The organism is Furfurilactobacillus sp. WILCCON 0119 (genome assembly GCF_053471565.1).
In genome coordinates this window covers 34,420-47,889 of sequence record NZ_JBPCCV010000004.1, presented here as the reverse complement: position 1 = coordinate 47,889, position 13,470 = coordinate 34,420, and the positions used below count along the sequence as shown (strand labels likewise).

Here is a 13,470-nt window from a genome sequence, read left to right as displayed (position 1 = left end):
CTCCACGTTTACCTAAACTTGTTCCATTGTAGCATGTTCATTCCCATTCGCCTGCCTGAGCCGTCCGATGTGAACGCTTTTTTAACGTTTTTTATCGTGCACTAGCGTCGCTACCTGTTCGATAATTTTCTCAGCTAACGCTGACTTTGGCATGAGTGGCAACACAAGTGGTGCTTGATTCGGCATTAACAGTGTTGCTTGATTGTCATCCGCATTAAACCCACTCTCCGGCCGTGAGACGTCGTTTGCAACCAGCAGGTCAAGGTGTTTCCCCGTTAACTTTGCCGTTGCGTTTGCCAATAAATTTTGCGTTTCAGCCGCAAAGCCCACCATGACTTGGTGCGTTCGTTTGGCCGCCAAGGTTTTCAGTAAGTCTGGATTTTTCACCAATTGAAGCGTTAGCGCGTCCTCACCGGGAACCTTTTTTATTTTTTGTGAGGCTGTGGTTGCCGGCCGAAAATCAGCGACGGCCGCTGCCATCACCACCGCATCCTGATCATCAAACCGTGCGTCCATTGCCGCCAACATTTCAGCGGCCGTGGTCACAGGGACGACTTCGACCCCAGGCACAGTGGGCCGGGTGACCGTCGAAATTAACGTCACTGTTGCCCCCGCACGAGCGGCCGCCGTGGCCACTGCGTACCCCATCTTTCCAGATGAATCATTACCTAAATAACGTACCGGATCCAACCGTTCTTTAGTTCCACCGGCCGTGACCATGATCCGGTCACCAGCTAATGACCCGGACTCATGCATCTGATCGCCAATAAACGTAACGATTTCATCTGGTTCAGGGAGTCGGCCTAATCCAGCATAACCTTCCGCCAACGCGCCGGTTGTAGGCGCCATCACAGTCACCCCATCTTGTTCTAGTAGCGATACATTTCGTTGGGTCGCCTTGGCTAACCACATGTGTTCATTCATTGCTGGCACCACAATTTTTGGCGCTGTGGTGGCCAGTAAACTCGTTGAAACGACCTCGTCAGCCAGACCCGTTGCCATCTTCGCAATGATGTTGGCCGTTGCCGGCACCACAACGGCAACATCCGTCCAGTCAGCCAACTCGATATGGGGAATGGTTGCTTCATTCTCTTTTGCAAACAGATCTGTTAGTACCGGTGTTTTCGTCAGTGCAGCAAATGTTAACGGGGTGACAAACTTGGTTGCGGCCGGAGTCATCGCCACGCGAACCGTCATGCCCGCCTTCATCAATCCACGAACCACCATTGCTGCTTTATAAACGGCAATGCCGCCCGTCACATAAACTGCTACGTGCTGCTTTGTTTGTGCCATTTTGTTCCTCCTGTTAATTAGCCACGTTCCTTTTTTCATTGTACCCGTTCAATTACTGTTAAAGGGGCATTCTTAGTCATTTTTTTGGCCTTCACACTCATTTGCCGCTAATTTGTCACATACTTGTAACTATTAAACGGTTGAACTGTATACTGATTCTGCCTATTCTAAAATTAGCACTTATTTTTATTGCTAATGTTCTAAACTATATGATTAAGATTGGAGCTCTTAACGTGACAGAATCAACTACCCCTTCTCAAGCCGATATCGACCGGGTGACTACACTCCTTATTCACGGCTACTTAACAGAGATTTACGCGCTTCAAAAAATTACCGTTGATGTGGCTGATTTAAATAAGCTCAGTTTCCGTGACATTCTTCTCATCACCCAAATTGGTCTTGAACCTGGGATCACGTCCACAAAGCTTAGCCGAACTTTTCGAATTTCAAGCCCCTTACTCTCCACACGGATTACGGCACTCATGCACCTCGACCTCGTTGAACAGGTCGAAGGAAGCATGGACCGTCGGATTCACAATCTTAAATTATTGGAACGTGGCGAAGCTGTTTATCAACACTGGTACGCACGGATCCAAGAAATGGCAAAATCACTCCTTGCCACTTTTCCCCGAACTGAGATCGATACAATGGAAGACCACATCGGTGGCATTCTAGAAATTGTTAATCACGATCTTCACGACGAAAAGTAGTTTGGACAAATAAAAAACCGGATACCCAATAGGGTATCCGGTTTTTTATTTGTTCAACTATTTTCGTTTACCACGGCGCGCTTTTTTAATGGCGCGTTCACGTGCACGTGCTTGCTCACGTTTTGCCGATTCCTTGGCTTCACGTTCACGGTTGATTTTCCATGGGTTCTGAATCAGCAGGGTTTGGCCCGCTTGGAACGCATTAGAAATCACCCAGTAAAGCGATAATGCTGTTGGAACAGACATGGCTGTAAAGAAGATGATGACCGGCATTCCCCACACCATCACTGCGTTCATTGAGTTTGTTTCTGGTTGACTCTTAACACTCAACCATGAGCTCAAGAAAGTAAAGATAGCGGCCAGAACTGGCAGGATGAAGTAAGGATCACGATCCCCCAATTGCATCCACAAGAACGACCCTGTTTTCAATGCGGCCGTCCGGTAGATGGCCTGGTACAATGCCCAGATAATTGGCAATTGAACCAACATTGGCAAACAACCAGAAACTGGGTTGTAACCAACTTCGGCATACAACTTCCGTGTTTCGGCCTGCAACGTTTGCTGCGTTGCTGTGTCCCGTGATGAATACTTCTTTTGCAGTGCTGAAATTTGTGGCTGAATTTCCTGCATCTTTCGCATTGACCGTGTTTGATAGATCATCAATGGCAAGATAATGATCCGAATGATCAGGGTAATCATGATGATCCCCATCCCATAACCACCAAACACGTGACTCAGCCAAATGATGAACTGACTCAGGTTATATAAGATCACATGATCCCAAAAACCCGTACTCTTACTGGTAATCGCGGTCCGACCACACGCAGCCAAGAACAAACTGGCCATTGCGACCATTGCCAAGGCTAAGCTCCGCCGACGCTTTTTACCAAAACGGTTCCCGTTGGACTTCACAATATTTTCCTCATTATTCTCATAAATTACTAGCTAACGCCATGTTTACTCCGTTGGTAACAACTTTGCTAGGCGCAACGCATGAATCAGATTTCGTTTCGTATCTTCCATAGACAACCCATCTGCGGATGGCCGTGCGATAACTAAGAAATCAACATCCTGGCGTAGCATTGGCTTCAATTCCAGTAACGACTGGCGAATTCGCCGTTTAACCCAGTTGCGGTGCACAGCATTCCCGATTTTTTTCCCGACAGAAATTCCGACGCGAAAATGTGGCTGCTCTGGTTTTGCCATCGTGTAGATGACAAACTGCCGGTTAGCCACGGAGTTGCGCATTTCAAACACGGTTTGAAACTCGCTTTCCTTTTTAATCCGGTATGATTTTCTCACTGGTCAAGTTCTCCTTCGTTCAAGGTCGACGTTTTTATTGAAACGTCCATAAAATGACCGCCAAAAAAATAAAAAAGGTCACTGAAAAATATCAGTGGCCTGTTTTTATGCAGATAATACTTTTCTGCCCTTTTGGCGCCGACGTGCTAACACCTTACGGCCGTTGCTTGTGCTCATCCGTTTCCGGAAACCATGAACACGCTCACGGTGACGTTTCTTAGGTTGGTAAGTTCTCTTCATGTGGATGCACCTCCTTCTAGGGTCGTCACGACAAAGATATCTAAATAATGACGACACATTTTGGATATCCAGCGTTTCTGATTATATTTAGCAGCTAATAAGCTAGCTTACGCACGAGATAAAACTCATGCAGTTCCTAAATATAATAGCATAGTCGACCGCCCTTGCAAATAGCTAAACGAATTTTCCTTCAGTAAACTTTGCGAAAGTTATCCACAGTCCCGTTTGAGCCATCCACAACCCCGGTGGACGCAACACGCAGTGACTTTTTTTATTAACAACTCGTCCACATAGAAATTCACAAATCCACAGCCAGTTTAAAAGTTATCCACAACCCGATTTTTTTCGGTGGATAACTTTTAGAAACGCTTTTGTACCACAGCTAGTTACACACATTGACCGGTGGATAACTTGTTTCACAGCGGAAAAATCCCGTGCTAACAACATCCCTGTGGATAACTTGTCCTCATCCCTGTGGAACATTCGTAATTAGTTCTGTGGAAGCTGTGGAAAACTCTTTTTTTTCATGCTAAAGTGGTTCCTGCACACCAAGGTTTCGTTCACTTGGTTCGATATTTTCGCTAAATTCATGAATTCATCATTCTAGGAGGCACTTTTTGTGGTCGATAAAAACACACTCTGGGATGGCTTAAAGGAAAGTTTTCGCTCTAATTTGTCACCCGTCACGTTTAATACTTGGGTTGAATCCGCCCAACCACTATCGTACCAAGCACCGCATTTTCGTTTACAGGTGCCATCACAACTGCATAAAGACTACTGGGAGCGGACATTAACGCCCAAATTAGTTGAATTTGCCTTTTCTGATTTTCAAGCTGAACTTGAGCCTGAATATATCATTGAAGGGCAAGCACCGGCTGCCATTGTGGACGAGCAGGCGCCAGCTGCCGATAAACAACAATCCGTTAAGCCCGTCAGTAATCATGCTGACTCACTAAACGAAAAGTACACCTTTGATACGTTCGTCATTGGTAAGGGGAACCAAATGGCCAACGCGGCTGCCATGGCTGTTTCTGAGGAACCGGGAACGCTGTACAACCCGCTGTTTCTTTATGGTGGCGTGGGCCTTGGTAAGACCCACTTGATGCACGCCATTGGCCACGCAATGATCGCGACTAATCCCAATACCAACGTGATGTACGTCACCAGTGAAGAATTTACAAATGACATGGTCATGTCCATTCGGGATAAGACGCAGGAACAATTCCGCCAAAAGTACCGTTACGTGGACCTCTTACTGGTTGATGACATTCAGTTCTTTGCGGATAAGGAAGGGACGCAGGAAGAATTCTTCCACACGTTTGAGCAGCTTTACAACAATAGTAAACAGATTGTACTCACATCCGACCGCCTGCCAAACGAAATTCCTAAGCTTCAAGATCGCTTAGTTAGCCGCTTTAAATGGGGCTTATCCGTCGACATCACGGCCCCCGATCTCGAAACACGGATCGCCATTCTTCGGAACAAAGCCGAGCGTGAGCACATTGAAATTCCAGATGACGCCCTCGAAATCATCGCCAGTCAGGTCAACAGTAACGTCCGCGAATTGGAGGGCGCCCTGGCCCGTGTTCAGGCCTACGCCCATCTCCAAAAGACTGGGATTACCGAGGAACTCGTGCATAACGCGCTGAAGAGCTTGAACCTTGAAAACAAGCCAACCCTAACGATTGAACTCATTCAACAGAAGGTCGCCGATTACTTCGACGTCAATCTGACGGACCTTAAGGGTAAAAAACGGATGAAGGAAATCGTGGTGCCTCGGCAGATCGCAATGTACCTAGCCCGTGAGTTAACGAATTCTTCCCTACCAAAAATCGGTAAAGCCTTTGGCGGTAAGGATCATACGACTGTATTACACTCATGTGATAAGATTGCAGAGAGTTTACCGACCGATAGTAAGCTTGCAGAGAACATTCAGCAGCTTAAAATTGAGATACAACGGTAACCTGAACTAGCGTATGATGAAAACGAGGTCTATTTTGGCCTGTGGATAACTAAGAAAAGGGTCCGAGAGTTTTCCACCACTTATCCACAGGTGGAAAACTTGCCCTCACTGGTCGCAACCAGGTTATCCACAGTATCAACATGGCCTACTACTACGACTATTTATTTATCTTAAATAAGTAATGGGGCTTCGCCCCGCCATTACGTGATCAACTTTAGGAGACAAATTATGCAATTTACGGTTAATCGACAAAGTTTCATCAAAAAACTCAATGACGTTTCACGTGCCATCTCCACAAAAACGACAATTCCGATTCTGACTGGATTAAAGCTGGTCGTAACAGACAGTGACATTACGTTTACTGGTTCAGATACGGACATTTCCATCGAAACCACGCTCCGTGTGGACGATGATGACGCAGAATTAACAGTAACTGAACCAGGGAACATTGTGTTACCAGCCCGGTTCTTCAGTGAAATTGTTAAGCGACTTCCAGAATCAACGATGACCATTTCCGTTAAGGAAGGCTTCCAAGCCAACATCACCTCTGGAGCAGCAGCGTTTACCATTAACGGGTTGGACGCAAATAACTATCCTCATTTACCAGAAATTGAAAGCACAGATGAAGTCACACTTGCTGGTGATGTTTTCCGCGAAATCATCAACACAACGGTTATCGCAGTCTCAAACCAAGAAAGTCGCCCAATTTTGACGGGGGTCCACTTTACGTTAGCAGGGGATCAATTTACGGCCGTGGCGACAGATTCTCACCGGTTGAGTCAGCGCAAGATTACGTTGCCAACACCAGCCACAACGCCACACGATGTCATCATTCCCGGAAAATCATTGATTGAATTATCACGGATGATTGGTGAAGACAGTCAGGACGTAAAAATGCGGTTAGCTGAAAACCAGGTCTTGTTCCTGTTAGGCGACACTGCGTTTTACTCACGGTTGTTGGAAGGAAACTACCCGGACACGTCCCGTTTGATTCCAAGTGAAGCCGATACGACGATGGAAATTTCTGCGCCAGCATTGCTATCTGCCATCGAACGGGCGTCATTGCTGTCTCATGAAAGTCGGAATAACGTTGTTAAACTGACGCTCGCAGATGCCGACAAGACGGCCACGATTTTTGGAAACTCACCAGACGTTGGGGCGGTAGAAGAAAACCTGTCCGCCATTTCACTGGCTGGGAAGGATCTTGAAATTTCGTTTAACCCGGACTACCTAAAGGATGCGCTGCGTTCCTTTGGTCAGGCACAGATCAAGCTGAGCTTTACGTCAGCATTGCGGCCGTTTACGCTGGTTCCAAGTGAAGATGAGGATAACTTTATCCAATTGATCACACCCGTGCGGACGTTCTAAAGTTAATTAATCGAAAAAATGCGTTCAGGAAAAATCCTGAACGCATTTTTTAGTGGATATTTGAAAGACCACAGCGTGTTAGGCGATGAAAATGGGCAATGATTGCGTTCCATATTTCATGAATACCACGGTTTATCCCCTTGAAAATTCACCAGCTGAATTAATTGCTCACCGATTTTTAGTAAAAATTCGGCATTAATTTTAATATTTGGCATTTAAACGCGCTGTCAGCCATTTTAGGGGCTCGATGGTATCGGGTCTTTAAAATTGCTTAGACGCGACGATAGCGCGTCTAAATCGGTTAATTGATTGTTTTTACCCTGCCAAACCGGTATAATGGTTACTGCAAGTAAGGATGGTGCTAATCATGAAAAAAGAAGTTTTAATCAAGACGGCCTTTATTACGCTGGGCCAGTTACTGAAAGAAGAATCTGTTGTTGATTCTGGTGGTCAAGCAAAATGGTACCTTCGTGAACATGCGGTTTCCGTTAACGGTGAACCGGATGATCGGCGGGGGCGGAAACTTTTTGCTGGTGATTCTGTTGATGTCCCAGACGTTGGGCTCTTTTTTATTCGTGAAAATCAGGCAACATCAACGGAAAAGGACGACTAAATGTACCTGGAAAGTTTGCACCTCAAGAATTTTCGTAATTATGACGAACTTGACGTGAACTTTAACCAAGGTGTGAACGTTTTGCTAGGCGAAAATGCCCAGGGGAAGACGAATCTCCTGGAGGCAATTTATGTGTTGGCGTTGACTCGGTCGCACCGGACTGCTAATGATCGTGATTTGATCAACTGGCAGGCGAATGAAGCACTGGTTTCTGGACGGATCCATAAAGCAACGACAACAACGCCACTAGAACTAACGTTTAGTAAAAAGGGGAAAAAGGCGAAGGTGAACCACCTCGAACAGGCCCGGTTATCGGCCTATGTGGGGAACCTTAACGTCATTTTATTTGCACCGGAAGATTTAGAACTCGTGAAGGGGTCGCCATCTGTGCGGCGCCATTTTATTGACCAAGAGTTTGGCCAAATGAGCCCTAAATACCTTTATAACGCTGGTCAGTACCGCATGGTCTTGCGGCAGCGGAATAACTATTTACGCCAACTTCAGCGAAAACAGGCTAAGGATCTGGTGTACCTGGGCGTTCTAAGTGATCAACTAGCAGCGTTTGGGGCTGAACTGGTTGCTGCCCGGCTCGATTTTCTTGATCAGTTAGCTGATTGGGCAAAGGCAGTCCATGAAGTGATTTCTCAGGAGCGTGAACAGTTAGCCTTTGACTACGTTAGCCAAATTAAGGCGACACGGGATGCCTCTGTTGACGAGTTGTATCACGTGTACCAGGAACAGTATGAAAAGCAACAACGTAAGGAAATCGAACAGGGGACAACGCTACTTGGCCCCCACCGTGATGACCTTCAATTTTTAGTAAACGGAAAGAACGTTCAAACGTTTGGATCGCAGGGACAGCAACGAACAACCGCGCTGTCAGTGAAATTGGCCGAAATCGATTTGATGAAAGCCATCACTGGTGAGTACCCGGTGCTCTTGCTGGATGACGTGTTAAGCGAGCTAGATGATGCCCGCCAGACACATTTATTGCGGTCCATTCAAGATAAGGTGCAAACGTTTTTGACCACAACGTCATTGAGCGGGATTGCGCAAAAACTCATTAATCCACCAACGGTGTTTGACATCGCTAGTGGCACGCTGACGGCCGCACCCAGTGAGTCGGATGATGCGTGATTAGGTGGTCGATTGCGTCGGTTGGTTTTGAGGAGGAATAAGTTTGGCTGAACAAGATGAGCAACATTTATCTCAAGAAGAACGTGAACGGGCTGAACAAGCAGAGGCAGACCAAGCATCAAAGGTTGCATCTGATGATGAAACAACTCGTGAAGCGGAGGTCGGCCAGTATAATGCCGATCAGATCCAGGTGTTGGAAGGGCTTGAAGCCGTTCGGAAACGCCCCGGAATGTACATTGGGACGACAACGTCACAAGGACTTCACCACCTGGTGTGGGAAATTGTTGATAACGGAATTGACGAAGCCTTAGCTGGGTTTGCCGACGAAATCAACGTTGTTGTTGAAGAAGATAATTCCATTACCGTTACGGATAATGGGCGGGGAATTCCTGTCGATATCCAAAAGAAGACCGGGAAACCAGCACTGGAAACGGTGTACACGATCCTGCATGCCGGTGGTAAGTTTGGCGGTGGCGGATACAAGGTTTCTGGTGGACTGCACGGGGTTGGTGCGTCCGTTGTTAACGCGCTCTCAACCGAGTTGGATGTTCGTGTGTTAAGAAATGGTAAGGTCTACTACATGGACTTTGAAACGGGCCATGTGAAAACGCCAATGAAGGTCATTGGTGAAGCAGATCCACATGCGCACGGAACCATTGTTCACTTCACGCCGGATCCAGATATCTTCCGTGAAACGACTGTTTATGACATTAAGACGTTGACCACGCGGATTCGTGAACTGGCTTTTTTGAACAAGGGCTTGAAGATCACGATTGAAGACAAGCGGCCAGAAGAACCCACCAAAGAAGTTTTCCACTTTGAAGGTGGGATCAAGGAATACGTGAAGTACCTTGATGACGGGAAGGATGTTCTGTTCGACGAACCAGTGTACGTTGAAGGCACCCAAAATGGCATCGTGGTCGAAGTAAGTTTGCAGTACACCGATGACTTCCACAGTAACTTGCTGACGTTTACCAACAACATCCACACCTACGAAGGTGGGACGCATGAAACTGGGTTTAAGTCAGCCCTAACGCGGGTGATCAATGATTATGCGCATAAGAGTAACCAGTTAAAGGACAACGATGATCCGTTGTCTGGGGATGATGTGCGTGAAGGACTGACAGCAGTTGTGTCCATTAAGCATCCGGATCCTCAGTTTGAAGGGCAAACGAAGACTAAACTTGGGAACTCAGACGCCCGGACCGCAACGGATCACTTATTTAGTGACACGTTTAGCCGGTTCATGATGGAAAATCCGGACACGGCCCGGAAGATCGTTGATAAGGGAATCTTGGCGTCAAAAGCCCGGGTTGCCGCAAAACGGGCTCGTGAAGTAACCCGGAAGAAGTCAGGGTTGGAAATTTCAAACCTGCCTGGGAAATTGGCGGACAATACGTCAAAAGATCCAGTCCTTTCAGAATTGTTCATCGTCGAAGGGGACTCCGCCGGTGGTTCAGCTAAGCAAGGTCGTTCACGACTGACGCAGGCCATTTTGCCAATTCGTGGGAAGATCCTGAACGTTGAAAAGGCTAGTTTGGACCGGGTGTTGGCCAACGAAGAAATTCGGTCACTGTTTACCGCACTTGGCACGGGCTTTGGTGAAGACTTTGATATTTCAAAGGCAAATTACCACAAGCTGATCATCATGACGGATGCCGATGTCGACGGCGCCCACATTCGGACGCTGTTACTGACGTTGTTCTACCGCTTCATGCGGCCAATGATCGACGCCGGCTACGTGTACATTGCCCAGCCACCGCTTTACCGGGTGGCCCAAGGGAAAATGATGCGGTACATCGATACTGACGAAGAATTGAACACGATTTTGGGCCAGCTACCACCATCGCCAAAACCAACGATCCAACGGTACAAAGGGCTTGGTGAAATGGACGCTGAACAATTGTGGGAAACCACAATGGACCCAGAACAACGACGGTTGCTGCGGGTTGATCCCCAGGACGCCATTGAAGCCGATCAGATTTTTACCATGCTGATGGGTGACAAGGTGGAACCACGTCGGAAGTTCATTGAAGAAAACGCTAAGTTCGTTGAAAACTTGGATGCTTAGTGTGTTGGCTAAGAACAAGTGTTGAACGAAGATAAAGGAGTAGCGAAATGAGCGAAGATTTACCGAGTCGCATCACGGACGTTAACCTGTCGCAAACAATGCGGACATCATTTTTGAACTACGCGATGTCCGTTATTGTTGCCCGGGCGTTACCTGATGTGCGTGATGGAATGAAGCCGGTTCACCGCCGGATTCTGTACGATATGCACGAATTAGGGAACACGCCAGACAAGGCGTACAAAAAGTCAGCCAGAATCGTTGGGGACGTTTTGGGTAAGTATCACCCCCATGGTGACAGTGCCGTTTACGAATCAATGGTTCGGATGGCGCAAGACTTTAGTTACCGGTACATGCTTGTTGATGGTCACGGGAACTTTGGGTCCGTCGATGGTGATGGTGCCGCTGCCATGCGGTATACCGAAGTCCGGATGAGTAAAATTGCCCTGGAAATGTTGCGGGACATTAATAAAAACACCATTGATTTTCAGGATAACTATGACGGAACGGAACGCGAACCAAGTGTTCTGCCCGCACGGTTCCCGAACTTACTGGTTAACGGGGCCTCTGGGATCGCCGTTGGGATGGCAACAAGTATTCCACCGCATAACCTATCTGAGGTTATCAGCGGGATCCACATTTTGATGAATAATCCTGAAGCAACCACGGCTGATTTGATGGAGGCCATTCCGGGACCTGATTTCCCAACTGGTGCCATTGTGATGGGGAAAGCCGGGATTCGGAAAGCTTACGAGACCGGGAAGGGTTCCATTACCGTTCGTTCAAAGGTTGACATCGAAACGGCGAAAAACGGGCGTGAACGAATTATCGTGACGGAATTACCATACATGGTGAACAAGGCGCGGTTAATTGAACACATCGCTGAGTTAGCTCGTGATAAACGGATCGAAGGGATCACGGACATTAACGATGAATCTGACCGTGAAGGACTTCGTGTTGTGATCGATGTTCGTCGCGATATGTCAGCCTCCGTCATTTTGAACAACCTGTATAAAATGACGATGCTCCAAACATCGTTTAGCTTTAACATGCTGGCCATTGAAGACGGGACGCCAAAAGTGCTTAGTTTAAAGCAAATTTTGACGGACTACCTGCGTCACCAAGAAAGTGTTATTCGGCGTCGGACAGAATTTGAATTAAAACGGGCCCAAGCGCGGGCGCACATTCTGGAAGGGTTACGAATTGCCCTGGATCACATTGATGCCATCATTTCGATCATTCGGAATTCCCAAACGGCGGATGTGGCAAAGACACAATTAATGGGGAACTATTCCCTGTCTGACAAGCAGGCACAGGCCATTTTGGATATGCGGCTGGTTCGACTAACGGGTCTGGAACGTGGCAAGATCGAGGATGAATATAATGGTTTGATGGCGGACATCGCTGATTATCAAGATATTTTGGCGCACGAAGCCCGGATCAACGAAATCATCTACCAAGAATTGTTGGAAATCCAAAATAAGTTTGGTGACGACCGGCGGACTGAACTTCAAGTTGGGGACATCTCGAGCATTGAAGATGAAGACCTGATCGAAGAAGAAGACGTTATTGTTACCTTGACTCATAATGGGTACATTAAGCGGCTCCCAACCACCGAATTTAAGGCGCAACACCGTGGTGGTCGGGGAATTCAGGGGATGAATGTTCATGATGATGATTTCATTGAGCATTTGATCTCAACCTCAACGCATGACCGCCTGATGATGTTTACCAATACCGGGAAGGTTTACTCGATGAAGGGGTATGAAATCCCTGAATACGGGCGGACCGCTAAGGGAATCCCCGTCATCAACCTATTGGGCGTGGATGCTGGTGAACGGATCCAGGCCGTCATTAACGTAACGGGTGACCCAAGTGAAAGCGACAAGTACCTGTTCTTTACGACCGTTCAAGGGGTCGTTAAACGGACAGCCGTCACGGAATTTGCCAACATCAGAAGTAACGGTTTGAAAGCCATTAACCTGCATGACGGCGATGAACTGATCAACGTTGCAATCACGGATGGTCATCAAAACATGATTATCGGGACGCATGAAGGGTACGCCGTGTCGTTTGCGGAAGAAAATGTCCGTGACATGGGCCGTTCTGCTGCCGGTGTTCGTGGGATTCGGTTACGCGATGATGACTTTGTGGTTGGTGCCGACGTCCTGACACCAGACAGCCACGTGCTGGTCATTAGCGAAAAGGGTTACGGGAAGCAAACCAAAGCCAGCGACTACCCAATTAAGGGTCGTGGTGGTAAGGGGATCAAGACCGTTAACGTTACTGAAAAGAACGGACCGTTGGCTGGGTTAACGACCGTTGATGGCACGGAAGACATCATGTTGGTTACCGATAAGGGTGTCATGATTCGTTTCAACATCAACAGTGTGTCGGAAACAGGTCGGGCCACCCTTGGGGTGCATTTGATTCGGATCGATGAGGATGCCAAGGTTGCGACCATGGCCAAGGTTGAACCAGAAGAATTGGAAGACGTTTCGACTGAAGCTGTTGTCGAAGAAGAATCCAGTGCTGATGGCACAACCTCAGCAAATGAACCAGCTGGTGATGCAACCGAACAGGTCAACGAACTGTTGAATCGTGCGGAAGCAGATCAAAACGAGGATAATGACTAAGTAAGTGACATCACTGGTCGAAAATAAATATGTATGAATGAAAAGGACTGACTGCCCAAATGATGGGTTGTCAGTCCTTTTTGTTGTGTTTGATCGAAGAATGCATAAATTTAGGTTGAGTCGAGGTGAGTTTGTTGCAA

11 protein-coding genes are annotated in these 13,470 nt (G+C 47.3%); 7 read left to right on the top strand and 4 right to left on the bottom strand.

What is annotated here, in order from left to right:
* Window positions 1–81 precede the first annotated feature (81 nt).
* On the bottom strand, window positions 82–1,293 hold the full coding sequence (gene coaBC, locus ACRYI5_RS07330) for a bifunctional phosphopantothenoylcysteine decarboxylase/phosphopantothenate--cysteine ligase CoaBC (RefSeq protein ID WP_448224816.1): 1,212 nt from the start codon (window positions 1,291–1,293) through the stop codon (window positions 82–84).
* Between the two features lie 233 nt (window positions 1,294–1,526).
* Between coaBC and ACRYI5_RS07325 the strand changes: the two genes are divergently transcribed.
* Window positions 1,527–2,003, top strand: a complete 477-nt coding sequence (locus ACRYI5_RS07325; protein WP_407881085.1) for a MarR family winged helix-turn-helix transcriptional regulator — start codon at window positions 1,527–1,529, stop codon at window positions 2,001–2,003.
* A gap of 57 nt (window positions 2,004–2,060) precedes the next feature.
* On the opposite strand, the gene ACRYI5_RS07320 is transcribed toward ACRYI5_RS07325, so the two are convergent.
* From ACRYI5_RS07320 to rpmH, 3 genes are all read right to left on the bottom strand, one after another.
* A complete protein-coding gene (locus tag ACRYI5_RS07320) occupies window positions 2,061–2,858 on the bottom strand; it encodes a YidC/Oxa1 family membrane protein insertase (protein ID WP_407881101.1) in 798 nt (265 codons plus the stop codon).
* Window positions 2,859–2,960: 102 nt separating this feature from the next.
* Window positions 2,961–3,305: a ribonuclease P protein component gene (gene rnpA / locus ACRYI5_RS07315; RefSeq protein WP_407881086.1), complete on the bottom strand. Its 345-nt coding sequence runs from the start codon at window positions 3,303–3,305 to the stop codon at window positions 2,961–2,963.
* Between the two features lie 105 nt (window positions 3,306–3,410).
* Window positions 3,411–3,545 (bottom strand): 50S ribosomal protein L34, encoded by a 135-nt coding sequence (gene rpmH, locus ACRYI5_RS07310; protein ID WP_002828338.1) that lies wholly within the window; start codon window positions 3,543–3,545, stop codon window positions 3,411–3,413.
* 619 nt (window positions 3,546–4,164) lie between these two features.
* On the opposite strand from rpmH, the gene dnaA reads away from it, so the two are divergent.
* The 6 genes from dnaA (at window position 4,165) to gyrA (ending at window position 13,330) form a co-directional block, all read left to right on the top strand.
* A complete protein-coding gene (gene dnaA / locus ACRYI5_RS07305; RefSeq protein ID WP_448224815.1) occupies window positions 4,165–5,508 on the top strand; it encodes a chromosomal replication initiator protein DnaA in 1,344 nt (447 codons plus the stop codon).
* A gap of 228 nt (window positions 5,509–5,736) precedes the next feature.
* A complete protein-coding gene (dnaN, locus tag ACRYI5_RS07300; RefSeq protein ID WP_407881090.1) occupies window positions 5,737–6,876 on the top strand; it encodes a DNA polymerase III subunit beta in 1,140 nt (379 codons plus the stop codon).
* A 367-nt stretch (window positions 6,877–7,243) separates the two neighbouring features.
* The gene (gene yaaA / locus ACRYI5_RS07295) at window positions 7,244–7,489 is read left to right on the top strand and encodes a S4 domain-containing protein YaaA (protein WP_407881092.1); all 246 of its coding nucleotides are present in this window, start codon (window positions 7,244–7,246) and stop codon (window positions 7,487–7,489) included.
* Complete coding sequence (recF, locus tag ACRYI5_RS07290; protein ID WP_407881093.1) at window positions 7,490–8,626, top strand: DNA replication/repair protein RecF; 1,137 nt, start codon at window positions 7,490–7,492, stop codon at window positions 8,624–8,626.
* A 43-nt stretch (window positions 8,627–8,669) separates the two neighbouring features.
* Window positions 8,670–10,697: a DNA topoisomerase (ATP-hydrolyzing) subunit B gene (gyrB, locus tag ACRYI5_RS07285; RefSeq protein ID WP_448224814.1), complete on the top strand. Its 2,028-nt coding sequence runs from the start codon at window positions 8,670–8,672 to the stop codon at window positions 10,695–10,697.
* Between the two features lie 47 nt (window positions 10,698–10,744).
* Window positions 10,745–13,330: a DNA gyrase subunit A gene (gyrA, locus tag ACRYI5_RS07280; RefSeq protein ID WP_448224813.1), complete on the top strand. Its 2,586-nt coding sequence runs from the start codon at window positions 10,745–10,747 to the stop codon at window positions 13,328–13,330.
* Window positions 13,331–13,470: the final 140 nt, after the last annotated feature.

Coding starts and splice junctions, on each gene's coding strand:
- coaBC (WP_448224816.1), bottom strand. CDS start 1,293: ATGGCACAAACAAAGCAGCACGTAGCAGTTTATGTGACGGGCGGCATT.
- ACRYI5_RS07320 (WP_407881101.1), bottom strand. CDS start 2,858: ATGGTCGCAATGGCCAGTTTGTTCTTGGCTGCGTGTGGTCGGACCGCG.
- rpmH (WP_002828338.1), bottom strand. CDS start 3,545: ATGAAGAGAACTTACCAACCTAAGAAACGTCACCGTGAGCGTGTTCAT.
- dnaN (WP_407881090.1), top strand. CDS start 5,737: ATGCAATTTACGGTTAATCGACAAAGTTTCATCAAAAAACTCAATGAC.
- yaaA (WP_407881092.1), top strand. CDS start 7,244: ATGAAAAAAGAAGTTTTAATCAAGACGGCCTTTATTACGCTGGGCCAG.
- recF (WP_407881093.1), top strand. CDS start 7,490: ATGTACCTGGAAAGTTTGCACCTCAAGAATTTTCGTAATTATGACGAA.
- gyrA (WP_448224813.1), top strand. CDS start 10,745: ATGAGCGAAGATTTACCGAGTCGCATCACGGACGTTAACCTGTCGCAA.